Here is a 25836-nt window from a genome sequence, read left to right as displayed (position 1 = left end):
GCACTTTTCCTTACAAAGGAAGATATTTACTTAAAGAAAGCTTTGAATTCATAGAATAAAGGTAGGAAACTCAAAGGGGGGAATCGGCGTCCTAGATAACATCCGAGAATAAGGCTTTTTGTAATGATTCTTCGGACGCCCAAAGAGCACTTTTTATGATGGGAGAAGGACAAATTGAATGCTTGATTGTTCCTTTTTTAGTAGACCTGAAATGTTCATTCAAAAGTAGATGAAATAATGATAATTTGGTGGGTTCATAAAGGATTTTCTACAGTAAACTATGTATAATTATAAATTAAGAATTGGAGGTGACAGTTTATGAAAAAATTTGTTCAAATTGCTTTTTTACTGATTGGAGGAGCATTAGGCCTTGTTTTCTTACCGCCATTATACGAATTGCTTCATTTATCATCTAATCCTTGGCTAGATAATCCCTATGTATCAGTAGCTTTAGGAGCACTTTTACTGTTTACATTATCGTTTGCCTTTTCCGATTATTTTGTAAGGCTCATTAGCTGGATGGAAGAGGTGCTATTTAAAGTACCTGTTGGGGATTTATTATTTGGTACGCTTGGACTTATTATCGGGCTAATCGTTGCGTATTTCTTAGGTTTTGCAATTGATAGTATTGATTTACCTAATTTTACGAAGGTTTTACCAATAATACTGTCATTTGTACTTGGATATTTAGGGTTCCGTGTAGGCTTTAAAAAGCGAGATGAATTAATCCAGCTTTTTACATTACGCGGTAACAACGCGAAGAAAAAATCACCTGAAGGTGTAGAACCTCAAGAAGTACGAGGAAGCTATAAACTGTTAGATACAAGTGTTATTATCGATGGTCGTATTGCAGATATTTCTGAAACAGGCTTTATTGAAGGTATCCTGGTTGTACCTCAATTTGTCCTTACTGAGCTTCAGCATATTGCGGATTCTTCGGATACGTTAAAGCGTACAAGAGGTCGTCGTGGTTTAGATATTTTAAAGAAATTACAGGATGAGCGTATGACGAAGGTTGAGATTACTGAAGAGGATTTTGAGGATGTACAAGAAGTAGACTTAAAGTTAGTACGTCTTGCTAAGAAAATGGGCAACGATACACAGATTGTAACGAACGACTTTAACCTGAACAAAGTTTGTGAGCTACATCACGTGAAGGTGCTAAACATCAATGATTTAGCAAATGCAGTGAAGCCTGTTGTTATTCCAGGTGAGAATATGCAAGTGATGGTCATTAAAGATGGGAAAGAGCATAATCAAGGCGTTGCTTATTTAGATGATGGCACAATGATCGTTGTTGAAGGTGGACGTAGCTATATAGGACAGGCAATTACGGTAACCGTAACAAGTGTTCTACAAACATCGGCAGGTCGTATGATTTTTGCTAAACCAAAGGATGACTAGGAAGTGGGAAATGTGCAATATGAAGTAGTGTTGCCTGCAGCAGGAAGCGGAAAGCGAATGGGAGCGGGGCAAAATAAGCTATTTTTAAATCTTTTAGAGAAACCGATTCTTATACACACACTGGAAATTTTTGAAAAGGATCGTCAATGTACGGGTATTTGGCTTGCTGTGAAGCCAGAAGAACGTGTATTTATTCAAGAAATGCTCCAGAGATATGAAATTTCTAAAGTTAAAGGCCTGCCTGATGGAGGTGTTGAGCGACAGCATTCTGTTCATTCGTGTATGAAAGAGATGAAGCAGGTCGATATTGTGCTTGTGCACGATGCTGCGCGTCCATTTATTACGCATGACATTATTGCGAATCTTGTACAAAGTGCTCATAACTTTGGCGCTGCGATTGCAGGTGTTCGTGCGAAGGATACGATGAAAAAAGTACGGGATGGTGTGATTGAAGAGACAGTTGATCGTGAAAGCTTATGGATGATACAAACCCCACAAGCATTCCAATTTGATTTAATTGTGGAGGCGGAGGATGTCGCTGAGAAAGTAGGCTTTCTTGGTACCGATGAAGCAATGCTAGTTGAACGTCTTGGTCATGAGGTGCATATTGTCGAAAGTAGCTACGAGAATGTAAAAATGACGACGCAAGAAGATTTAGTTTTCGGAGAAGCGATATTGCGTAAACGTGCTTTGGAAACGTTATAATAGCCAACTAAAAAGAGGCTGGAACAAAAAGAAAAAATGTTAGACCGATATCGGTCTAACATTTTTTTGATTTAGGAAGGAACGCTCTACTCATTGAAGCGAAAAAGTTATTATCTGTTTTCGCTATTTTTCAAAATAATCGAGTTCTGTCCCAGCCCCTTTTATATTTTTAGATTTGTAACCATAATTGAATATTCATTGAGCGAACGGCTCACTACTAACTCAATTTCCTAGGAAATATGTTAAAATGTGAGGGTATAATATAGATAAAATTAAAAAGTAAAGGAAGGTGAATGAGGCTGCCTTATAAGCTGAATAGATTTATTTTATTTAACTTATTAGACAGTCTCAATATCATATGTTTCGAGTAGGACAAGGATTTGACGTACATGCATTTGAAGAAGGACGCCCGTTAATTATTGGGGGTATAACAATTCCTCATGAAAAAGGGCTAGTAGGGCATTCTGACGCAGATGTTTTATTACATACTGTCACGGATGCAGCATTAGGGGCTATCGGTGAAGGAGATATCGGCCGTCATTTCCCAGATACAGATCCCGCGTTTAAGGATGCGGATTCAGCGAAATTATTAGAGCATATTTGGAAGATTGTTGAGGACAAGGGTTATGTTCTAGGCAATGTGGATTGTACGATTATGGCACAACGTCCGAAAATGGCACCCTATATTGAACAAATGCAAAATCGTATTGCTGAATTACTTCATGCAGAGCCTTCTCAAGTGAATGTCAAGGCAACAACAACTGAGCGTTTAGGTTTTACGGGTCGCGAGGAAGGGATTGCATCTATGGCGACAATCCTATTGGTGAAGAAGTAAAAGCAGGCTCTCAACGCTTTTATTTCCTGTAACAGAGTGGTAAAATGAACAAAGTCAATTTTTTGAACGAAAATTTAGGAGGCTTTTAATAATGGCGAAAGAAGTTCGTGTTCGTTACGCGCCATCCCCTACTGGTTTCTTACATATCGGTGGAGCGCGTACAGCGTTATTCAATTATTTATATGCAAAACATCATAACGGTAAATTCATCGTACGTATTGAAGATACGGATATTGAACGTAATGTAGAGGGCGGAGAAGCATCTCAGCTTGATAACTTAAAATGGTTAGGTATCGAATATGATGAGTCAATCGATATTGGTGGACCATATGCACCTTATCGTCAAATGGAGCGTCTCGATATTTATAAAGAGCACGCTGAAAAGCTTTTAGAGCAAGGTTTAGCTTATAAATGCTTCTGTTCTTCAGAGAAATTAGAAGCATCTCGTGAAGAGCAAAAAGCACGAGGTGTTGCAGCTCCAACTTATGATGGTACTTGCCGTCATTTATCAGCGGAGGAAGTTGCGGCTAAAGAAGCTGCTGGTGAACAATACACAATTCGTATGCGTGTACCTGAAAATGTAACATATGAATTTGAGGATTTAGTACGTGGACAAGTAACATTTGAGTCAAAAGATATTGGTGACTGGGTACTTGTTAAAGCAAATGGTATTCCAACGTATAACTATGCGGTAGTGTTAGATGATCACTTTATGGAAATTTCCCATGTATTCCGCGGTGAAGAGCATTTATCGAATACACCAAAACAAATGATGATTTTTGACTCATTTGGCTGGGAATATCCACGCTTTGGTCATATGACATTAATCATTAATGAAAACCGTAAGAAATTATCAAAACGTGATGAATCAATTATTCAATTCGTAACACAATATAAAGATTTAGGATACCTACCTGAAGCGATGTTCAACTTCTTCGCATTACTTGGCTGGTCTCCTGAAGGGGAAGAAGAGATTTTCTCAAAAGAAGAATTTATTAAAATCTTTGATGAAAAACGTCTTTCAAAATCACCATCTATGTTCGATAAACAAAAGCTTACGTGGATGAATAATCAATACATTAAAAAGCTATCATTAGAAGAAGTGGTGACATTATCTTTACCACATTTACAAAAAGCAGGTTTATTACCAGAAGAGCTAACAGCGGAAGAACGTGCATGGGCAACAGATTTAATCGCACTTTATCATGAGCAAATGAGCTTTGGATCTGAAATTGTAGAATTATCTCGCCTATTCTTTAATGATCACATTGAATATGATGAAGAAGCAAAGGCAGTTTTAGCGGGAGAGCAAGTTCCTGAGGTAATGGCTGCATTTAAAGCTCAGCTAGAAGGCATAGCGGAATTTACACCTGATGCTGTCAAAGCGGCTATTAAAGCTGTGCAAAAAGAAACAGGTCACAAAGGTAAAAATCTATTTATGCCAATTCGCGTTGTAACGACAGGTGAAACGCATGGTCCAGAGCTTCCTAACGCAATTTGCTTAATCGGTAAAGAGAAATCAATTGACCGTGTAGAAAAATTTGCACAATAAATAGAATTTTATCTTCATTCAGCAAATGTTTTTTAAGCAGAAGCAAAGCTCTAGCTCAGAAGACTCCCACCTCTGAAGGTGGTGAGATGAATGAGGATGTAGTTCTTTTTCAGTGGGTGTCCAACCGCCTACTGAATGAAGATAAAGCCTCCGGACGCAATTACGCCAAGACGAAATTGTTTGACAATTTGTCAGTTCGTTGTAAAATGAATTTACATTGAAAAAGCGTTGATAAGGAGAAGTAAGTGGCGCATGCTCTAAAGAGAGGACCATCACCGGCTGAAAGTGGTCTGAGCCTAGGCAAAACTGAAATGCACCTTTGAGTATAAAGCTGAACAGTAGTAGGCTTTATCGATTCGTTCCCGTTACAGAACGTCCAGAGTGGAGGGCTTTTGCCTTCAATCAGAGTGGAACCGCGCAAATTTAGCGTCTCTGTCATTCCTTTTAGGGATGATAGGGGCGCTTTTTATTTTTTATCCACATGTTGATATGGTGGGGTGCGCGAACACAACTCAGCTAACTCTATGGTGAAATCAACGTCTGCTGCAGTATTTCAAAGGGTCAAGGCCAATCAGGATGAAAAGGGGGAGTTTTTTGTGTTTAAAAGAATGAAGGAAGATGTAGAAACAATTTTTGAGAATGATCCAGCAGCTCGTAGTGTACTTGAAGTTGTGCTAACATACTCAGGTTTACATGCTACATGGGCGCATCGAGTAGCCCATTGGTTCTTTAAAAGGCGCTTTTATTTTATAGCCCGGACCATTTCACAAATTAGTCGCTTCTTTACCGGAATTGAAATCCATCCTGGAGCAAAGATTGGTCGACGTTTCTTTATTGACCATGGGATGGGCGTTGTTATTGGCGAAACATGTGAGATTGGTGATAATGTAACCTTATATCAAGGGGTAACTTTAGGTGGTACAGGAAAAGAAAAGGGGAAACGCCATCCGACATTAAAGGACAATGTACTTGTTGCAACAGGAGCAAAAGTTTTAGGTTCTATTACAATTGGTGAGAATAGTAAAATTGGTGCAGGTTCAGTTGTCTTAAAAGAAGTGCCACCAAATGCTACAGTTGTCGGTATTCCTGGTAAAATAGTGATTAAGGATGGAGTTCGTCTAGAGAAAAAACTAGACCACCAAAATATACCTGACCCTGTAGAAGAACGTTGTCAAGCTTTTGAGAAACAGATTGCAACATTGCAACAGGAAATCGAAAGCTTACAAAAGGAGAGAGAAACACAATGAGTATTCAAATTTTCAACTCATTAACACGACAAAAGGAAACTTTCGTACCACTAGAAGAAGGTAAAGTAAAAATGTACGTTTGTGGTCCGACGGTTTATAACTATATTCATATTGGAAATTCACGCCCTGTAATTGTTTATGACACAGTGCGTCGTTATTTTCAATACAAAGGCTATGATGTGAAGTTTGTCTCAAATTTCACAGACGTGGATGACAAAATTATTAAGGCTGCTAACGAGCTTGGAGAGGAAGTTCACGAATTAACAGAGCGCTTCATTGCTGCGTATTTTGAAGATGTTACAGCATTGGGCTGCAAGAAGGCAGATGTACACCCTCGCGTTACAGAGCATATGGATGATATTATACAATTCATTCAAATCTTAATCGATAAAGGCTATGCTTATGAGTCAGCTGGAGATGTCTATTACCGAACTCGTAAATTTGATGGCTACGGTAAATTATCGCATCAATTGGTGGATGATTTAAAAATCGGTGCTCGTATTGAAGCCGGCGAGAAAAAAGATGATGCATTAGATTTCGCGCTATGGAAAGCTGTTAAGCCAGGTGAGATTTATTGGGAAAGTCCTTGGGGGAAAGGTCGTCCGGGTTGGCATATTGAATGCTCGGTAATGGCACGTGAACATTTAGGAGATACTATTGATATACATGCTGGTGGGCAAGATTTAACATTCCCGCATCATGAAAATGAAATCGCACAATCTGAAGCTCATAATGATAAAACATTTGCGCGTTATTGGATGCACAATGGGTATATTAATATTGATAATGAAAAAATGTCCAAATCTCTTGGTAATTTTATTCTCGTCAATGATATCCGCAAACAAATTGACCCGCAAATTTTACGCTTCTTTATGCTTTCTGTGCATTATCGACATCCAATTAACTTCGCGAAGGATTTAGTAGATGCAGCAGCAACTGGTTTAGAACGAATTCGTACTGCCTACAACAATGTTAAGCACCGTTTAACAGCAACTGCTGGCCTAGGTGATCATTCGGAAGAATGGCTTGGAAAAATTGCTGAACAAAAAGCGCATTTTGAAGAAGCGATGGATGATGATTTTAATACAGCCAATGCCATTTCCGTATTATTTGAAATAGCACGTATCGCCAATATTTATTTAAATGAAACAAATACCGATGAAAAAGTATTATTGCGTTTTGCTGAAACTTTTGAGGTGTTAGGTGACGTCTTAGGTATTGAATTTGCAAAAGAAGAAGAGCTATTAGACGAAGAAATTGAAGCACTTTTACAGGAGCGTGTAGAGGCACGTAAAAACCGTGATTTTGCTCGTTCAGATGAAATTCGTGACCATTTGCAAGCGCAAGGTATCATTTTAGAAGATACGCGACAAGGAACTAGATGGAAACGAGGGTAAGTAACTTGGATAAACTCCGTAACGAAGATGTCAAGCAATTGAATGCCTTAGCGTTAGCCTATATGGGAGACGCAGTTTTAGAGCAAAAGGTACGAGAGCATTTGCTACGTGCTGGCCGTGTTAAACCTAATACACTTCATAGAGAGGCGACACGTTATGTATCAGCGAAAGCGCAATCTATGATTGTACATCAAATGATGGATGAAGGCTTTTTAACAGAGGAGGAATTGGCTGTGTTCCGTCGTGGACGCAATGCCAAATCCGGCTCTGTGCCAAAAAATACAGATGTTCAAACATACCGTAATAGCTCAGGCTTTGAGGCGGTGCTTGGTAGTTTGTATTTATTAAATGAATTAGAACGCGTGTATGCAATCATTGCATACGCTATTCAAATAATCGAGGAATCAAAAGGAGTGTCGAAATAATGGCAGAGCAAAATGGTGAAATTATTGCCGGTAAAAACCCAGTGTTAGAAGCACTTCGTTCAGGCCGCGATATGAATAAAGTATGGATTGCAGAAGGTGTGAAAAAATCAGGGGTTAATGAACTTCTAGATTTGGCAAGAGAACGTGGAGTTATCGTTCAATTTGTCCCGAAAAAAAAGGTGGATCAATTATCAGATACCAATCACCAAGGAATAGTTGCCTCTGTTGCAGCATATAGATATGCAGAGCTAGAGGATTTATTCGCTGCAGCGGCAAAAAAACAAGAAGATCCATTCTTCTTAATTTTAGATGAGCTAGAGGACCCGCATAATCTGGGCTCTATAATGCGAACTGCTGATGCGATAGGTGCGCATGGCATAATTATTCCGAAGCGCCGTTCTGTGAGTTTAACAGCTGTAGTGGCAAAGGCGTCAACTGGAGCAATAGAGCACGTACCTGTTGTTCGTGTTAATAATCTAGCGCAGACAGTAGACGAGCTAAAAGAACGAGGAGTATGGATTGCGGGTACAGATGCAAAAGGTTCTGCAGATTATCGTAAAATGGATGCAACGTTGCCACTTGCGATTATTATTGGTAGTGAAGGCAAAGGAATGGGTCGCTTATTAAAAGAGAAATGTGACTTTTTATATCATTTACCAATGATCGGGCATGTCACATCACTAAATGCATCGGTAGCTGCGGCACTCTTAATGTATGAAGTGTATCGTAAACGTCAAGAAGCGAATGATTGACAATGAACAACATTTTGCTGGTTGACGGCTATAATATGATTGGAGCTTGGAAAGAGCTACGGCCATTACGAGATACGAATTTTGAAGATGCTCGTAAGAGATTAATTGAACTTATGGCTGAGTATAAGGCTGCTATGGGATGGCGCGTCGTTATCGTTTTTGACGCTCATCTTGTACCAGGTGTGGAGCAATCTTATATAGAAAATGATATCGAAGTCATTTATACAAGAAAAAACGAAACAGCAGATGAACGTATTGAAAAGATGACACGAGAACTAAAAGCTAGAAATGTTCAGATTCATGTAGCTACTTCGGATATGGCAGAGCAAAGTGTGATTTTTGGTAATGGTGCTTTGCGGAAATCGGCCCGAGAGCTAGAAATTGATATGGGCATTATTCAGCATAAAATTTCTCATGATGTGAAACAAAAACAGGATAGCAAGCCGCCATCTCGGATAGAGCTAAAGCCTGATGTTGCTGTGGCTTTTGAAAAATGGCGGCGTGGTTTGAAATGATTGATTGACTCATATTTTCCAATTCCGTTATACTGTTCCTAATTATCTGTTGTGGCTGAGGTGATACCATGTTTAAAAATAGTATTGTACAAGTGACACAAGATTTTGAACGATTCAATGATGAAGAACTTATTGAAATGGTGCATCAAGGTAATACAGATGCGTTGGATTATTTAATTACGAAATACCGTTTGTTAGTAAGAGCAAAGGCTAGATCTTATTTTTTAATTGGTGCGGATAAGGAAGACATTGTGCAAGAGGGCATGATTGGGTTATATAAAGCCATTCGTGATTTTAAGGGAGATAAGCTGGCTTCTTTTAGAGCTTTTGCTGAGCTGTGTATTACTAGACAGATTATCACGGCTATTAAAACAGCTACAAGGCAAAAGCATATACCATTAAATTCTTACGTTTCTTTGGACAAGCCTATTTTTGATGAAGAATCAGATCGTACATTAATGGACGTGTTAACAGGTGCTATTATGGATGATCCAGAAGAATTAATGATTCATAGAGAAGAGTTTGGTTACTTAGAAGAAAAGATGAGTGAGATTTTAAGTGAATTAGAGCTACAAGTATTAGCTCTTTACTTAGATGGCCAGTCTTATCATGAAATTTCCGAGAAATTAAATCGTCATGTGAAATCCATTGACAATGCTTTACAACGAGTAAAGCGTAAATTAGAGCGACATTTAGTACTTGAAGAAATGTCCTAGCGGTTGCATACCCTTGTTGACATTGACAAATATAGGTGTTAGTCTTGAAAAGACAAAGTGCCGAAAAGGTGATTATATGGCAAAAAAAGTCGTTTTAAATTGCGAAAAATGTGGATCGAGAAATTACACGTTTCCTGCTAAGGAAGGTTCAACTGTACGCCTCGAATTAAAGAAATTTTGCTCGCATTGCAATGAACATACAATGCATAAACAAACGCTATAAAACAATTTGTAAATAGACAGATATGATTGATTCGGAGGTCAGGCTAGAATGGGCAAGATTAAAGGCTTTTTCAGCAATGTAATGTCGGAAATGCGCAAAACAAGCTGGCCAAAAAGTAAAGAACTGACGAAATATACAGTCGTTGTAATTTCAACTGTTGTAATTATGGCTTTATTTTTTGTGTTAGTTGATTTAGGTATTTCATCATTACTCCGCTGGTACTTAGAGTTATAATTTATTTAGTGAATAGCATGTTAATACTTCTGAAATAGCCCGTCATTACAATAAACGGGTTTTTTCGTTTGTTTTATCTTCATTCGGCAGATCTTTTCTGTGCGAAAGAATTACGCCAAGGTGAAATTGAAGAAGTGAACAGCAGTAAAATATTCTCAATATGATAAGTATGCTACTAGGGATAGTATGAGGGTAGCAATAGATGACTATGCTAGTTTTGGTATAGATCATCGGGCTTTCACTAGACTATTAGCGGAAGCAATGTTTTTCTAATAGGTAGTTTGTGAAAAGAGTAAAGGATACGCTTAGTGTATATCGCGATTCATTTTTTCACTTGTATCTTCATTCAGTAGAAGATTCCTGCTTCTAAAAGTGGTAGGATAAATGCAAATGCAGTTCCTTTTTAGTAAGTGTTAAAACACCGACTGAATGAAGATAAAGTCATTGGCAGATGTCGCGGATTTTGAAAGGAACCAATTGTGCAAGCACAATACAAAATCCAGACACAATTACGCCAAGGCGTAATTGATTTGGTAAGGGAGGGACGGACGAGGAGTCCTAGTAGTTATGGAGAAAAATTGGTATGTTGTTCATACGTATTCAGGGTATGAAAACCGAGTAAAAGCAAACCTAGAGAAACGTGTAGAAACAATGGGTATGCAGGATAAGATTTTCCGTGTTATTGTGCCTGAACACGAAGAAACAGAAATGAAGGATGGGAAAAAGCGTACAATGATGCGTAAAGTTTTCCCTGGTTATGTTTTAGTAGAGCTAATTATGACAGATGATTCATGGTATGTTGTACGTAATACGCCAGGTGTAACTGGCTTTATCGGTTCATCTGGTGGTGGTGCAAAACCGACACCTTTATTACCTGAAGAAGCGGATCGTCTATTACAACAAATGGGAATGACTGACAAAATTGTCGAGATTGATATTTCTGTTGGAGAAGCAGTAGAAGTATTAGAAGGGCCTTTTGCTCACTTCCAAGGACGTGTTGAAGAAATTGATACTGAAAAAGGAAAAGTGAAAGTTTCTGTCGACATGTTTGGTCGCGAAACAATTATGGAACTAGATTTTGAGCAAATACAAAAAATGTAGTTCTAGTAACTAAAGTGACATATGTCTAAGACGTATGTCGCAGATTTTGTTAATTACTACTTGCTTAAAAAAATTAAAAGTGGTATCATTTCTAGGTCAGATTGTCATACTTTGGTTTGACGTCTGCAATGATAATTTTAATGTTATCGGCAATTAGCTGACAGACAGATATTGAGTGGGAGGGGCAACCCAATTACCACATCACGGACTTAAGGAGGTGTGTCTCGTGGCTAAAAAAGTTATTAAAGTTGTAAAACTTCAAATCCCTGCTGGTAAAGCAAATCCAGCTCCGCCGGTTGGTCCTGCATTAGGTCAAGCGGGTGTGAACATCATGGGATTCTGTAAAGAATTCAATGCGCGTACTGCTGATCAAGCTGGTCTTATTATTCCAGTTGAAATTTCAGTATTCGAAGACCGTTCTTTCACTTTCATTACAAAAACTCCACCTGCAGCAGTTCTACTTAAAGTAGCAGCTGGTATCCAATCTGGATCTGGTGAACCAAACCGTAAAAAAGTGGCAACGGTTAAACGTGATAAAGTTCGCGAAATCGCTGAAACTAAAATGCCAGACCTTAACGCTGCTTCAGTAGAAGCTGCTATGTTAATGGTTGAAGGTACTGCACGAAGCATGGGTATTGTTATCGAAGACTAATCCCATTACTTGATGATGTATTTGTTTTTTTGGAAGGTTGCGGAGTTTCTTTGTGAACGCGCAACCTTTATTCGTGGGAGGTAAAATCCGCTATAACCACAATCAAGGAGGAATTATATAATGGCTAAAAAAGGTAAAAAACTGCAAGATGCAGCAAAATTAATCGACCGTAACGCATTATACGGCGCTCAAGAAGCAATCGAACTTGCTCAAAAAACTAGCACAGTGAACTTCGACGCTACTGTAGAAGTTGCTTTCCGTTTAGGAATCGATACTCGTAAAAACGACCAACAAATCCGTGGTGCAGTAGTGCTACCAAACGGTACTGGTAAAACTCAACGTGTATTAGTATTCGCTAAAGGTGAAAAACTTAAAGAAGCTGAAGCTGCTGGTGCTGACTATGTAGGCGATGCAGAATACATCCAAAAAATCCAACAAGGTTGGTTTGATTTCGATGTAATCGTTGCAACTCCTGACATGATGGGTGAAGTTGGTAAACTTGGTCGTGTATTAGGACCTAAAGGTTTAATGCCAAACCCTAAAACTGGTACAGTTACTTTCGATGTAACAAAAGCTATCAACGAAATTAAAGCTGGTAAAGTAGAATACCGTGCAGATAAAGCTGGTATCATCCACGCACCTATCGGTAAAGCTTCTTTCTCTACAGAAAAATTAGTAGAAAACTTCTTAACTGTTTTTGATGTAGTGCAAAAAGCAAAACCTGCTGCAGCTAAAGGTACTTACATGAAATCTGTAAACGTTACAACTACAATGGGTCCAGCTATTAAAATTGACGCTTCAAACGTAGTAGTAAAATAATTAAAGTTTTTATGTAAACCTGTTGACGGCGCTGTCTATCTATGATAAGATGGTTGCTGTTGTGAATCATCCATTTGTACCGTAGACAGTAGGAGTGACTTGTCACTTAATGATCCTACCGAGGACATCGGAATTCGGATTCTTATTAAAGATGATGACTTTCAGCCTCTGTGTCTATGTGACCCAGAGGCTTTTCTTTTGACGGTATAAATGACCCATTCTAATAGGAGGTGTCATCATGAGCAAAGCAATCGAAAACAAACAAGTACAAGTTCAAGAGATTACTGAAAAATTCCAAAACGCTGCTTCTGTAGTAGTTGTGGATTACCGTGGTCTTAACGTTGCACAAGTAACTGAGCTTCGTAAGCAACTTCGTGAAGCTGGCGTTGAGTTCAAAGTTTACAAAAACACTTTAACACGTCGTGCTACTGAAGCTGTTGGCCTTGAAGGAATCAACGACGTATTAGTTGGTCCTAACGCAATTGCGTTCTCAAATGAAGATGTTGTAGCTCCTGCTAAAATCATCAACGAGTTCGCTAAGAAAAATGAAGCTTTAGAAATTAAAGCAGGTATTATCGAAGGTACAATCTCTTCTGTTGAAGATGTTAAAGCACTTGCAGAACTTCCATCACGCGAAGGTCTTCTTTCTATGCTTTTATCTGTACTTCAAGCTCCAGTGCGCAACTTCGCACTTGCAACAAAAGCTGTTGCAGAACAAAAAGAAGAACAAGGCGCGTAATTTCTTACGCACTATAACTTCTGCGGCCTGACCCGCAAAAATAAAACATTATCCAATTAGGAGGAAATTATAATGAATAAAGAGCAAATCTTAGAAGCTATCAAAGCTATGACAGTTCTTGAATTAAACGATTTAGTAAAAGCTATCGAAGAAGAATTCGGTGTAACAGCTGCTGCTCCTGTAGCAGTAGTAGGTGGTGCTGCTGCTGGCGCTGCTGAAGAAAAAACTGAGTTTGACGTAGTATTAGCATCTGCTGGTGCAGAAAAAATTAAAGTAATCAAAGTGGTTCGTGAAATCACTGGTTTAGGTCTTAAAGAAGCTAAAGAAGTAGTAGATAACGCTCCTAAAGCTCTTAAAGAAGGCGTTTCTAAAGATGAAGCTGAACAAATCAAAGCTAAACTTGAAGAAGTTGGCGCATCTGTAGAAGTTAAGTAATCTCGCATTACTTTTAAACAAGAGGAAAGCTCGTCATTGCGGCGAGCTTTTTTCTTCATTCTGAGGAGGCGTGAAAATGTCAGATCATTATTATACAAGTAAGCCTCAAACTGAGAGTAAACCTCGTCATTGGACCTTCAAATTATTAGGTCATACGTTTTCCTTTGAAACGGATGCAGGTGTATTTAGTAAAAGCGAAGTAGATTTTGGATCCCGTGTCTTAATAGATGCTTTTCAAATGCCTGATATTGATGGTGCAATTTTGGATGTGGGTTGTGGCTACGGACCAATAGGATTATCGATCGCCAAAACAAACCCAGACCGTACCGTTTTTATGATGGATATTAATGAACGTGCAGTCGCGCTTTCGCAAAAAAATGCGCAAGTAAACGGTGTTCAAAATGTACGAATATTTGTGAGTGACGGACTATCGATGGTCGAAGAAAATGTAAAAGCTGCAGCTATATTAACTAATCCTCCAATTCGTGCAGGAAAGGAAACAGTTTTCCGTTTTTACGATGGTGCTTACGATAAGTTAGCGACATCCGGTGAGCTGTGGGTAGTTATACAGAAGAAGCAAGGTGCACCATCAACGGTAAGTTACTTAGAAGAAAAATTTTCAGAAGTCGATGTTGTGGAGAAGAAAAAAGGGTACTGGATAGTACGTGCAAAAAAATAAGTGAAATATGTATAAAATATTGACTTGACAAATCGGCTATGATAACATGATACAATGCAAAAATATTATTTTGAGGTCGTGTGCCCTTTTGTATATGATTGTTTAAATGTGGGTATACTTGCCAAGATAAGTTTAGTTAACCGAAAATGAGATCTTTTTGAAGACTCGTTTTCTTTTTGTCTTTCGAAATCATACACTATTTGTATGAATTTGCAAAGACCTAATATCGCTTTATTGAGGGGTGAATGAGTTGACAGGTCAACTAGTTCAGTATGGACAACACCGCCAGCGTAGAAGCTTTGCGCGTATTAAAGAGGTGCTTGAGCTTCCAAATCTGATTGAGATTCAAACGGCGTCTTACGAGTGGTTCCTTGAAGAAGGTTTACGTGAAATGTTCCGTGACATTTCGCCGATCGAGGACTTTACAGGCAATCTTTCATTAGAATTTATCGATTATTCATTAGGTGATCCTAAGTATGATGTCGATGAGTGTAAAGAGCGAGATGTTACTTACGCAGCTCCATTACGTGTGAAAGTACGTCTTTACAACAAAGAAACAGACGAAGTGAAAGAACAGGATGTCTTCATGGGTGACTTCCCATTAATGACAGAGACAGGTACGTTCATTATCAATGGTGCTGAACGTGTTATCGTTTCACAATTAGTTCGTTCACCGAGTGTGTATTTCCATGATAAAACTGATAAAAACGGTAAAAAAGGTTTTGGAGCTACAGTTATTCCGAACCGCGGTGCATGGTTAGAATATGAAACTGATGCGAAAGACGTAGTATATGTACGTATTGACCGTACGCGTAAGCTACCAGCAACAGTGTTACTTCGTGCATTAGGTTTCGGTTCAGACCAAGAAATTATCGATATTATCGGTGACAACGAGTATTTACGTAACACGCTAGAAAAGGATAACTCTGAAAGTACAGAAAAAGCACTTTTAGAAATCTATGAACGTTTACGTCCAGGTGAGCCACCAACAGTTGAAAGTGCGAAGAGTTTATTATACTCTCGTTTCTTTGATGCAAAACGCTATGATTTAGCGAATGTTGGTCGCTACAAAATGAATAAAAAGCTTCATATCAAAAATCGTTTATTTAACCAAACGATTGCTGAAACGCTTGTAGACCCAGAAACAGGCGAAATTTTAGTAGAGAAAGGTACAGTTCTTGACCGTCGTACTTTAGATAAAATCTTACCGTATCTAGAAGATTCATCAAAAGGAATCGGTTACCGCACTTTATCACAAGTAGGTGGAGTGCTTGAGGATGACGTAACAATTCAGTCTATTAAAATTTATGCACCAAAAGATGAAGCACAAAAAGAAATCAATATTATTGGTAATGCGTACATCGATGAAGAAGTGAAGAATATTACACCTGCTGACGTATTATCTTCAGTAAGTTATTTCTTCAACTTACTTTACCAAGTAGGGGCAACAGATGATATCGACCACTTAGGTAACCGTCGTCTACGCTCTGTTGGTGAGCTGTTACAAAACCAATTCCGTATCGGTTTATCTCGTATGGAACGTGTAGTACGTGAGCGTATGTCTATTAATGATACAGCTGCTATCGTACCACAACAATTAATTAATATTCGTCCAGTAATTGCGTCAATTAAAGAGTTCTTCGGTAGCTCTCAGTTATCACAATTCATGGACCAAACAAACCCATTGGCAGAATTAACACATAAACGTCGTCTTTCTGCATTAGGACCTGGTGGTTTAACACGTGAGCGTGCAGGATTTGAAGTACGTGACGTTCACTATTCTCACTATGGTCGTATGTGTCCTATCGAGACACCAGAGGGTCCAAACATTGGTTTAATCAACTCATTATCTTCATTTGCCAAAGTAAATAAATTTGGATTCATTGAAACACCTTATCGTCGTATTGACCACGAGACAGGTAGAGTAACGGAGCAAATTGATTATTTAACAGCTGACGAAGAAGATAACTACTATGTAGCACAAGCGAACTCACTATTAAATCCTGATGGTACATTTGCTAAAGACGAAGTAGTAGGTCGTTTCCGTGGGGATAATACAGTATTCAATAAAGCACAAATGGACTACATGGACGTTTCTCCTAAACAAGTAGTTTCGGCTGCGACTGCATGTATCCCGTTCTTAGAAAACGATGACTCGAACCGTGCACTTATGGGTGCCAACATGCAACGTCAAGCAGTTCCTCTTCTTAACCCAGAAGCACCATTCGTTGGTACTGGTATGGAACATGTTGATGCGCGTGACTCTGGTGCGGCTGTAGTAGCGAAATATGATGGTATTGTTGAGCATGTAGAAGCTCGCTCTATCCATGTTCGTCGAATTGAAGTCGTCGATGGTAAAGAAGTTAAAGGCGATTTAACAAAATATAAATTACAAAAATTCATTCGTTCTAACCAAGGTACTTCATACAACCAACGTCCACTTGTAAAAGTTGGCGAACGTGTGAAACCTCGTGATATTTTAGCAGATGGTCCATCTATGGAAAATGGTGAACTTGCTCTTGGTCGTAACGTACTTGTGGCGTTCATGACTTGGAACGGCTTTAACTATGAGGATGCTGTTATCATGAGCGAACGCCTTGTAAAAGACGATGTTTATACATCTGTTCATATTGAAGAATATGAATCAGAGTCTCGTGATACAAAATTAGGACCTGAAGAAATCACTCGCGATATTCCAAACGTCGGGGAAGATGCACTTCGTAACTTAGACGAACGTGGTATCATCCGTATCGGTGCAGAAGTACGTGACGGTGACATTCTTGTAGGTAAAGTAACACCTAAGGGAGTTACAGAATTAACTGCTGAAGAACGCCTATTACATGCTATCTTCGGTGAAAAAGCTCGTGAAGTTCGTGATACTTCATTACGTGTACCACACGGTGCTGGTGGTATTATTCTTGACGTGAAAGTATTTAACCGTGAAGATGGCGATGAATTACCACCAGGTGTTAACCAATTAGTTCGTGCTTACATTGTTCAAAAGCGTAAAATTCGCGTTGGGGACAAAATGGCCGGACGTCATGGTAACAAAGGGGTTATCTCTCGTATCTTACCGGAAGAGGATATGCCATTCATGCCAGACGGAACTCCTGTCGATATCATGTTAAACCCACTAGGCGTACCTTCTCGTATGAACATCGGACAAGTTTTAGAGCTACACTTAGGTATGGCTTCTCGTTACTTAGGCGTTCATATGGCAACTCCAGTATTTGATGGTGCCAACGAGGAAGATGTTTGGGAAACGATGGAAGAAGCAGGTATGAACCGTGATGGTAAAACAATCCTGTATGATGGACGTTCAGGTGAACCATTTGATAACCGCGTATCAGTAGGGATCATGTACATGATCAAACTTGCTCACATGGTTGATGATAAACTTCACGCACGTTCAACTGGTCCTTACTCACTTGTTACTCAACAGCCACTTGGTGGTAAAGCACAGTTCGGTGGACAACGTTTTGGTGAGATGGAAGTATGGGCACTTGAAGCATACGGTGCTGCTTACACACTTCAAGAAATCTTAACAGTTAAATCTGATGACGTTGTTGGTCGTGTGAAAACATACGAAGCAATCGTTAAAGGTGAAAGTGTACCAGAGCCAGGCGTTCCTGAATCATTCAAAGTATTGATTAAAGAACTTCAATCTCTTGGTATGGATGTGAAAATGTTAACAGTTAATGATGAAGAGGTAGAACTTCGTGACTTAGACGAGGAAGATGATCTTCAACCAGCTGATGCTCTTAACATTGCACCACAGCAAGATAAAGAAGAAGAGCCAGTAGAGTCTTTTGAATAATGGATAACCCAAATTCACAGCCTTTGTGAATAAGGTCAAACTTATTTTTCAAACTAGCCGGGCAGGATTTAACGCCCTGCCCGGCTTTTTCTTTCAATAAATCATTCTATTTTTAATCCTTTGTTAAAGAGGCATTTCTTTGCAAACGATTATCGAGCTGCGTAAAAGAGTCTTTATAAAGACCTATACTAGAGGGAGGTAGGCTCCTTGATAGACGTTAATGAATTTGAATATATGAAAATTGGTTTAGCTTCTCCTGACAAGATCCGTTCTTGGTCATACGGTGAAGTTAAAAAACCTGAAACAATCAACTATCGTACTTTAAAACCAGAAAAAGATGGTTTATTCTGTGAGCGTATTTTCGGTCCAACTAAGGACTGGGAGTGTCATTGTGGTAAATACAAACGTGTACGCTATAAAGGCGTAGTTTGTGATCGTTGTGGAGTGGAAGTAACACGCGCTAAAGTTCGTCGTGAACGTATGGGCCACATCGAATTAGCAGCACCAGTATCTCACATCTGGTACTTCAAAGGTATTCCTAGCCGTATGGGTCTTATTTTAGATATGTCCCCACGTGCACTAGAAGAAGTAATCTACTTTGCTTCTTACGTTGTAATCGAGCCAGGTGCTACAAACTTAGAAAGTAAACAACTACTTTCTGAAAAAGAGTACCGTGCATATCGCGAAAAATTCGGCAACACATTCGAAGCATCTATGGGTGCTGAAGCAATTAAAAAATTATTAGGCAAAATTGATCTTGAAGATGAAACTCAATCTTTAAAAGAAGAGTTAAAATCAGCACAAGGTCAACGTCGTACACGTGCAATTAAACGTCTTGAAGTTGTTGAATCATTCCGTAACTCAGGTAACTCTCCTGAATGGATGATTTTAGATGTACTACCAGTTATTCCACCGGAGCTTCGTCCGATGGTGCAATTAGATGGTGGCCGTTTCGCAACTTCTGACTTAAACGATTTATATCGTCGTGTAATCAACCGTAATAACCGTTTAAAACGTTTACTAGACCTTGGTGCTCCAAGTATCATCGTTCAAAACGAAAAACGTATGTTACAAGAAGCTGTTGATGCATTAATTGATAACGGTCGTCGTGGTCGTCCAGTAACAGGTCCAGGTAACCGTCCATTAAAATCACTTTCACATATGCTGAAAGGTAAACAAGGTCGTTTCCGTCAAAACTTACTAGGTAAACGTGTTGACTACTCTGGTCGTTCGGTTATCGTAGTAGGTCCAAACTTAAAAATGTACCAATGTGGTCTGCCGAAAGAAATGGCAATTGAGCTGTTCAAGCCGTTCGTGATGAAAGAGTTAGTAGAACGTGGTCTTGCACATAATATTAAATCTGCTAAACGTAAAATCGAGCGTTTAAACAACGACGTATGGGACGTTTTAGAAGATGTAATTCGCGAGCATCCAGTATTACTTAACCGTGCACCAACGCTTCACCGTCTTGGTATTCAGGCCTTTGAACCAACATTAGTTGAAGGTCGTGCTATTCGTCTTCACCCGTTAGTATGTACAGCTTATAACGCTGACTTCGATGGTGACCAAATGGCGGTTCACGTACCATTATCAGCAGAAGCACAAGCTGAAGCCCGTCTTCTAATGCTTGCTGCACAAAATATCCTGAACCCGAAAGATGGTAAACCAGTTGTAACACCATCTCAAGATATGGTATTAGGTAACTATTACTTAACACTTGAACGCGAGGATGCTCGTGGTGAAGGATCAATTTTCTATGGACCAAACGAAGTACTAATTGCATATGATACAGGTCATGTTCATTTGCATACTCGTATTGCAATTAAAGCAGGTTCGTTAAATAACCCAACGTTTACTGAAGAACAAAATGATATGTTCTTATTAACGACTGTTGGTAAAGTAATCTTTAACGAAATCTTGCCGAAATCATTCCCATACATTAACGAGCCAACTGATTTCAACTTAGAGCAAGAAACACCAGACAAATTCTTTGTTAATTTAACAATTGATGAAGAAACGTTAAAAGAACTTGAAGCAGATGCAGCCTATAATGCACTTGATGAAAAAGGCAAAGTTGATGCACAACGTACAGCTGTATTACGCAAACACTTTGCATCAGTACCAGTTGTTAACCCATTCCGTAAGAAGTTCTTAGGAAATATCATTGCTGAAGTGTTTAAACGTTTCCACATTACTGAAACATCTAAAATGCTTGACCGTATGAAAAACCTAGGATTCAAATATTCAACACGCGCTGGTATTACTGTAGGTGTATCTGACATCGTCGTATTACCAGACAAAGGTGAAATTTTAGCAGAAGCTCAAGAAAAAGTAGATAAAGTTCAAGCGCAATTCCGTCGTGGTTTCATCACGGAAGAAGAGCGTTATGATCGTGTTATCTCAAGCTGGAGTGCTGCAAAAGATGAAATTCAAGCGAAACTGATGAAGTCTCTTGAAAAAACAAACCCAATTTTCATGATGTCTGACTCAGGTGCCCGTGGTAACGCATCTAACTTTACACAGTTAGCAGGTATGCGTGGTCTGATGGCCAACCCGGCTGGTCGTATCATCGAACTTCCAATTAAATCTTCATTCCGTGAAGGTTTAACGGTATTAGAGTACTTCATCTCAACTCACGGTGCTCGTAAAGGTCTTGCCGATACAGCCCTAAAAACTGCCGATTCAGGTTACTTAACACGTCGTCTTGTTGACGTAGCACAAGATGTTATCGTTCGTGAGGATGACTGTGGAACTGACCGTGGTTTAACAATTGGTGCGTTAATGGAAGGTACAGAGCTAATTGAAGCGTTAGATGAACGTATTATCGGTCGTCATACGAAGAAAACAATCGTACATCCGGAAACAGGTGAAGTTATTTTAGAAAAAGACGGTTTAATCGACCAAGATATCGCACGTACAATTATCGAGGTTGGTATCGAGGAAATAACAATCCGTTCAGCATTCACATGTAATACAAAACATGGTGTATGTAAAAAATGTTACGGCATGAACTTGGCAACAGGTGAAAAGGTTGAAGTTGGGGAAGCAGTTGGTATTATTGCCGCTCAATCAATCGGTGAACCAGGTACACAGTTAACAATGCGTACATTCCATACTGGTGGGGTTGCCGGTGACGATATTACACAAGGTCTTCCACGTATCCAAGAGATCTTCGAAGCACGTAATCCAAAAGGTCAATCTGTTATTTCAGAAATCGCTGGTACTGTTTCGGATATCACTGAAATCCGTGAAGGTCTAAAAGAAATTACAGTTCAAGGTGACGTCGAAACTCGTAAATATGCAGCACCTTACAATGCTCGTCTGAAAGTACAAGAAGGCGACTTTGTAGAACGTGGTCAAGTATTAACAGAAGGTTCTATCGATCCAAAACAATTGTTAAAAGTTAAAGACGTTTCAACAGTTCAAGAATATTTACTAAAAGAAGTACAAAAAGTATACCGTATGCAAGGGGTAGAAATTGGAGACAAACATATCGAGGTAATGGTTCGCCAGATGCTTCGTAAAGTACGTGTAATTGAAGCTGGAGATACAGAATTATTACCAGGCTCATTACTAGATATCCACCAATTCTCAGAAGCAAATGCAGATGCTGTGTTAAATGGCAAAAACCCTGCAACTTGTCGCCCTGTAATTCTTGGTATTACAAAAGCTTCTCTTGAAACAGAATCATTCTTATCTGCTGCTTCCTTCCAAGAAACAACACGCGTGTTAACAGATGCAGCTATTAAAGGTAAGCGTGACGAGCTTCTTGGATTAAAAGAGAACGTAATTATCGGTAAACTTGTTCCTGCAGGTACTGGTATGCAACGTTATCGTCAAATCCGTATCGAAAAAGATGAGCTTGACACAGATGAGCTAATTTCTGCTGAATAATCATTAAATAAATGCCGAAGAGATGTATTTTCATCATCTCTTCGGGCTTTTTAAAGATATTAGTTGACAGTCGAAATTGGTAATGATAATATATTGAAGGTTGATAGTTAACTGTTCTGTACTTTGGAGGATATGAAAATGTCTTATGATAGAGTAAGGGCTAGTCAAACAATCATAGGTACAAAGCAAGCAGTAAAAGCAATGCGCGATGGTTCAGTGAAAGAACTTTTTGTGGCACTTGATGCAGACAATTGGGTAACCGATTTGGCCATTACTTTCGCGAGAGAAATCGGTGTGCCAGTTATTCTTGTTGAGTCCAAAAAGGAACTGGGCAAGGCCTGTGGAATCCACGTTGGAGCAGCGGTTGTTGCTATTGCTGTAGTGTAGTTTTTGTGTATAAAACACAAAGACTTTGTTTTTACCCAAAAAATGAACCACCTGGATGTGTGGTATTAACAAGGAATAAATGAAGGGAGGAAAAATCGATGCCTACAATTAACCAATTAGTACGTAAGCCTCGTCAATCTAAAAGCACGAAATCAAAATCACCAGCGTTAAACAAAGGATATAACTCATTTAAAAAATCTTTAACTGATGTTAAATCTCCACAAAAACGTGGTGTTTGTACTCGTGTAGGTACAATGACACCTCGTAAACCAAACTCAGCGTTACGTAAATACGCTCGTGTTCGTTTAACTAACCAAATTGAGGTTACAGCTTATATCCCAGGTGAAGGCCACAACTTACAAGAGCACAGTGTTGTTCTTATCCGTGGCGGACGCGTAAAAGACTTAGCGGGTGTTCGTTACCATATCGTACGTGGAGCTCTTGATACAGCTGGTGTAAACGGTCGTTTACAATCACGTTCTAAATACGGAACAAAACGCCCTAAAGAAAAAAAATAATATAACACTATATAGTGTTTCTTAATAAGAGTCTTATGTAGGTGTGACAAATTTCAAATCTTGCTAGCAGATTTGAAATATAATAACAACTACGATAAGGCAACTTTATAAAATAAATCGATAACTATTCGAAAGGAGGAAAACACATGCCTCGTAAAGGTCCTGTTTCCAAACGTGACGTGTTACCAGATCCAATTTATAATTCAAAACTAGTAACTCGTTTAATCAATAAAATGATGGTTGATGGTAAAAGAGGTACTTCTCAAAAGATTTTATACGGTGCGTTCGAACTAGTTAAAGAACGTTCTGGTGAAAATCCAATCGAAGTATTCGAAGCTGCTCTAAACAACGTAATGCCAGTTCTTGAAGTACGTGCTCGCCGTGTTGGTGGTTCTAACTACCAAGTACCAGTTGAAGTACGTCCAGAACGTCGTACAACTTTAGGTCTTCGTTACCTAGTTAACTATTCTCGTCTTCGTGGTGAAAAAACTATGGAAGAGCGTTTAGCTAACGAAATCCTAGATGCTTCAAACAACACTGGTGCATCAGTTAAGAAACGTGAAGATATGCACAAAATGGCAGAAGCGAACAAAGCATTCGCTCACTACCGTTGGTAATTTAACCTATGTGTTAGCTAATTGGCTAACACAAGGTCTTTTATACAGTCTTTACCCCAATATGGAAGGAGAAATTTCCTATGAAACGCGAATTCTCACTTGAGAATACTCGTAATATTGGGATCATGGCTCACATTGATGCTGGTAAAACAACAACAACTGAGCGTATCCTTTATTACACTGGTAAGATTCACAAAATCGGTGAAACTCATGAAGGCGCTTCTCAAATGGACTGGATGGAGCAAGAGCAAGAACGTGGTATTACAATCACTTCTGCTGCAACAACAGCACAATGGGCAGGCCACCGTGTAAACATCATCGATACTCCTGGACACGTAGACTTCACTGTAGAAGTAGAGCGTTCATTACGCGTACTTGACGGTGCTGTAACAGTACTAGATGCTCAATCTGGTGTTGAGCCTCAAACTGAAACTGTATGGCGTCAAGCTACAACATACGGTGTTCCACGTATTGTATTCATTAACAAAATGGATAAAACAGGAGCAGATTTCTTATATTCTGTAGGAACTCTACATGACCGTTTACAAGCAAACGCTCACCCTGTTCAATTACCTATCGGATCTGAAGATGAGTTCTCTGCAATCATCGACTTAGTTGAAATGAAAGCTACTTTCTACGGTGACGAAAAAGGTACAGCAGTAACTGAAGGTGAAATTCCTGCAGAATACCGTGAACAAGCTGAAGAGTACCGTGAAAAACTAATCGACGCTGTTGCAAGTGTTGATGAAGAAATCATGGAAAAATATTTAGAAGGTGAAGAAATTTCTGTTGCTGAACTTAAAGCGGCTATCCGTCGTGCTACGATCGCAGTAGAATTCTACCCAGTAATCTGTGGTACAGCATTCAAACACAAAGGCGTACGCCCAATGTTAAATGCAGTTATCGATTACTTACCATCTCCAGTTGATGTACCAGCAATCAAAGGTACTTCAGTTGATGGTGACGAAGAGTTAGAACGTAAATCTTCTGATGAAGAGCCATTCTCAGCTCTTGCATTCAAAGTTATGACTGACCCATTCGTAGGTAAATTAACTTTCTTCCGTGTGTACTCTGGAACATTAGATTCAGGTTCATACGTACAAAACTCTTCTAAAGGTAAACGTGAGCGTGTAGGTCGTATCCTACAAATGCACGCTAACTCTCGTGAAGAGATTTCTAAAGTATTCGCTGGGGACATCGCAGCAGCAGTAGGTCTTAAAGATACTACTACTGGTGATACTCTATGTGACGAGAAAAACCTAGTTATTCTTGAATCAATGGAGTTCCCTGAGCCAGTAATTTCTCTTTCTGTAGAACCAAAATCAAAGGCTGACCAAGATAAAATGGGTCAAGCTTTACAAAAACTTCAAGAAGAGGATCCAACTTTCCGTGCTTACACTGACACAGAAACTGGTCAAACAATCATCTCAGGTATGGGTGAGCTTCACCTTGATATCTTAGTTGACCGTATGCGCCGTGAATTCAAAGTAGAAGCTAACGTAGGTGCTCCAATGGTATCTTACCGTGAAACATTCCGTAGCTCTGCAAAAGTTCAAGGTAAATTCACTCGCCAATCTGGTGGTCGTGGACAATACGGTGACGTAACGATTGAGTTCTCTCCAAATGAAGAAGGTAAAGGCTTTGAATTCGAAAACGCTATCGTTGGTGGTGTAGTACCTCGTGAATACATTCCTGCAGTAGAAGCGGGTCTTCGTGACTCTCTTGAACGCGGTGTAGTAGCTGGTTACCCACTAATCGACATTAAAGCGAAATTAGTATTCGGTTCTTACCATGACGTTGACTCGAATGAGATGGCGTTCAAAATTGCTGCATCTATGGCTCTTAAAGAAGCTGCGAAACAATGTGACGCAGTTATTTTAGAACCAATGATGAAAGTTGAAGTTGTAATCCCAGAAGAATACCTTGGTGATATCATGGGTAACATTACTTCTCGTCGCGGACGCGTTGAGGGTATGGATGCTCGCGGTAACTCTCAAGTTGTTCGTTCAATGGTTCCTTTATCGGAAATGTTTGGTTACGCAACAACTCTTCGTTCTGCAACGCAAGGACGTGGTGTATTCTCAATGACATTCGATCATTATGAAGAAGTACCAAAATCAATCGCTGCAGAAATCATCAAAAAAAATAAAGGTGAATAATTGAAATTTCATCT

Annotated in this window: 24 protein-coding genes and 2 other annotated features; all 24 genes read left to right on the top strand. The window is 39.3% G+C overall.

Annotation, left to right across the window (positions count from 1 at the left end):
* The first annotated feature begins 318 nt into the window (after positions 1–318).
* The 24 genes from AB9L17_RS24470 (at position 319) to fusA (ending at position 25822) form a co-directional block, all read left to right on the top strand.
* Complete coding sequence (locus AB9L17_RS24470) at positions 319–1404, top strand: PIN/TRAM domain-containing protein (RefSeq protein ID WP_068985710.1); 1086 nt, start codon at positions 319–321, stop codon at positions 1402–1404.
* A 12-nt stretch (positions 1405–1416) separates the two neighbouring features.
* On the top strand, positions 1417–2109 hold the full coding sequence (gene ispD, locus AB9L17_RS24465; RefSeq protein WP_068985830.1) for a 2-C-methyl-D-erythritol 4-phosphate cytidylyltransferase: 693 nt from the start codon (positions 1417–1419) through the stop codon (positions 2107–2109).
* 358 nt (positions 2110–2467) lie between these two features.
* Positions 2468–2944 carry a 2-C-methyl-D-erythritol 2,4-cyclodiphosphate synthase gene (ispF, locus tag AB9L17_RS24460; RefSeq protein WP_068986563.1) on the top strand — a complete coding sequence of 159 codons (477 nt, stop codon included), beginning with the start codon at positions 2468–2470 and terminating at the stop codon, positions 2942–2944.
* Positions 2945–3035: 91 nt separating this feature from the next.
* Positions 3036–4496: a glutamate--tRNA ligase gene (gene gltX, locus AB9L17_RS24455; protein WP_068986562.1), complete on the top strand. Its 1461-nt coding sequence runs from the start codon at positions 3036–3038 to the stop codon at positions 4494–4496.
* Between the two features lie 219 nt (positions 4497–4715).
* Positions 4716–4933 (top strand) — a binding site (T-box leader).
* Between the two features lie 159 nt (positions 4934–5092).
* Positions 5093–5743 (top strand): serine O-acetyltransferase, encoded by a 651-nt coding sequence (cysE, locus tag AB9L17_RS24450; RefSeq protein ID WP_068986567.1) that lies wholly within the window; start codon positions 5093–5095, stop codon positions 5741–5743.
* Positions 5740–7140 carry a cysteine--tRNA ligase gene (cysS, locus tag AB9L17_RS24445; protein ID WP_068986561.1) on the top strand — a complete coding sequence of 467 codons (1401 nt, stop codon included), beginning with the start codon at positions 5740–5742 and terminating at the stop codon, positions 7138–7140. The genes cysE and cysS overlap by 4 nt, the downstream gene beginning before the upstream one ends.
* A gap of 5 nt (positions 7141–7145) precedes the next feature.
* A complete protein-coding gene (locus AB9L17_RS24440) occupies positions 7146–7565 on the top strand; it encodes a Mini-ribonuclease 3 (RefSeq protein WP_068986560.1) in 420 nt (139 codons plus the stop codon).
* Positions 7565–8317, top strand: a complete 753-nt coding sequence (gene rlmB / locus AB9L17_RS24435; RefSeq protein ID WP_068986559.1) for a 23S rRNA (guanosine(2251)-2'-O)-methyltransferase RlmB — start codon at positions 7565–7567, stop codon at positions 8315–8317. The genes AB9L17_RS24440 and rlmB overlap by 1 nt, the downstream gene beginning before the upstream one ends.
* 2 nt (positions 8318–8319) lie before the next feature.
* Positions 8320–8832, top strand: a complete 513-nt coding sequence (locus tag AB9L17_RS24430; protein WP_068986566.1) for an NYN domain-containing protein — start codon at positions 8320–8322, stop codon at positions 8830–8832.
* 68 nt (positions 8833–8900) lie between these two features.
* Entirely contained in the window at positions 8901–9548 is a 648-nt protein-coding gene (gene sigH / locus AB9L17_RS24425) for an RNA polymerase sporulation sigma factor SigH (protein ID WP_068986558.1), read from the top strand.
* A 76-nt stretch (positions 9549–9624) separates the two neighbouring features.
* Positions 9625–9771 (top strand): 50S ribosomal protein L33, encoded by a 147-nt coding sequence (gene rpmG, locus AB9L17_RS24420; protein ID WP_004233588.1) that lies wholly within the window; start codon positions 9625–9627, stop codon positions 9769–9771.
* Between the two features lie 48 nt (positions 9772–9819).
* A complete protein-coding gene (secE, locus tag AB9L17_RS24415) occupies positions 9820–10005 on the top strand; it encodes a preprotein translocase subunit SecE (protein ID WP_068986557.1) in 186 nt (61 codons plus the stop codon).
* Positions 10006–10572: 567 nt separating this feature from the next.
* Positions 10573–11106 carry a transcription termination/antitermination protein NusG gene (nusG, locus tag AB9L17_RS24410; protein ID WP_049662801.1) on the top strand — a complete coding sequence of 178 codons (534 nt, stop codon included), beginning with the start codon at positions 10573–10575 and terminating at the stop codon, positions 11104–11106.
* Positions 11107–11332: 226 nt separating this feature from the next.
* Positions 11333–11758 (top strand): 50S ribosomal protein L11, encoded by a 426-nt coding sequence (rplK, locus tag AB9L17_RS24405; protein ID WP_004233593.1) that lies wholly within the window; start codon positions 11333–11335, stop codon positions 11756–11758.
* A gap of 120 nt (positions 11759–11878) precedes the next feature.
* Positions 11879–12577 carry a 50S ribosomal protein L1 gene (gene rplA, locus AB9L17_RS24400; RefSeq protein ID WP_068986556.1) on the top strand — a complete coding sequence of 233 codons (699 nt, stop codon included), beginning with the start codon at positions 11879–11881 and terminating at the stop codon, positions 12575–12577.
* A gap of 61 nt (positions 12578–12638) precedes the next feature.
* Positions 12639–12783 (top strand) — a sequence feature (ribosomal protein L10 leader region).
* A gap of 32 nt (positions 12784–12815) precedes the next feature.
* Positions 12816–13316 carry a 50S ribosomal protein L10 gene (rplJ, locus tag AB9L17_RS24395; RefSeq protein WP_068986555.1) on the top strand — a complete coding sequence of 167 codons (501 nt, stop codon included), beginning with the start codon at positions 12816–12818 and terminating at the stop codon, positions 13314–13316.
* Positions 13317–13388: 72 nt separating this feature from the next.
* Positions 13389–13751, top strand: coding sequence for a 50S ribosomal protein L7/L12 (gene rplL, locus AB9L17_RS24390; RefSeq protein ID WP_068986554.1), 363 nt, complete (start codon positions 13389–13391; stop codon positions 13749–13751).
* Between the two features lie 76 nt (positions 13752–13827).
* Positions 13828–14430, top strand: a complete 603-nt coding sequence (locus AB9L17_RS24385; RefSeq protein ID WP_068986553.1) for a class I SAM-dependent methyltransferase — start codon at positions 13828–13830, stop codon at positions 14428–14430.
* Positions 14431–14680: 250 nt separating this feature from the next.
* Entirely contained in the window at positions 14681–18247 is a 3567-nt protein-coding gene (gene rpoB, locus AB9L17_RS24380; RefSeq protein ID WP_068986552.1) for a DNA-directed RNA polymerase subunit beta, read from the top strand.
* 207 nt (positions 18248–18454) lie between these two features.
* Positions 18455–22141, top strand: coding sequence for a DNA-directed RNA polymerase subunit beta' (gene rpoC / locus AB9L17_RS24375; RefSeq protein WP_068986551.1), 3687 nt, complete (start codon positions 18455–18457; stop codon positions 22139–22141).
* Between the two features lie 138 nt (positions 22142–22279).
* Positions 22280–22528: a ribosomal L7Ae/L30e/S12e/Gadd45 family protein gene (locus AB9L17_RS24370; RefSeq protein WP_068986550.1), complete on the top strand. Its 249-nt coding sequence runs from the start codon at positions 22280–22282 to the stop codon at positions 22526–22528.
* Positions 22529–22626: 98 nt separating this feature from the next.
* Positions 22627–23046 carry a 30S ribosomal protein S12 gene (gene rpsL, locus AB9L17_RS24365; RefSeq protein WP_008181595.1) on the top strand — a complete coding sequence of 140 codons (420 nt, stop codon included), beginning with the start codon at positions 22627–22629 and terminating at the stop codon, positions 23044–23046.
* A gap of 146 nt (positions 23047–23192) precedes the next feature.
* Positions 23193–23663: a 30S ribosomal protein S7 gene (rpsG, locus tag AB9L17_RS24360; protein ID WP_024364378.1), complete on the top strand. Its 471-nt coding sequence runs from the start codon at positions 23193–23195 to the stop codon at positions 23661–23663.
* 80 nt (positions 23664–23743) lie between these two features.
* Positions 23744–25822, top strand: coding sequence for an elongation factor G (gene fusA / locus AB9L17_RS24355; RefSeq protein WP_068986549.1), 2079 nt, complete (start codon positions 23744–23746; stop codon positions 25820–25822).
* Positions 25823–25836: the final 14 nt, after the last annotated feature.

The sequence above is a fragment of the Lysinibacillus sp. RS11 genome, from assembly GCF_042019215.1.
Classification (GTDB): domain Bacteria; phylum Bacillota; class Bacilli; order Bacillales_A; family Planococcaceae; genus Lysinibacillus; species Lysinibacillus xylanilyticus_A.
Note: the sequence above shows the minus strand (reverse complement) of the source record. Positions and strands in the feature narration are given on the sequence as shown.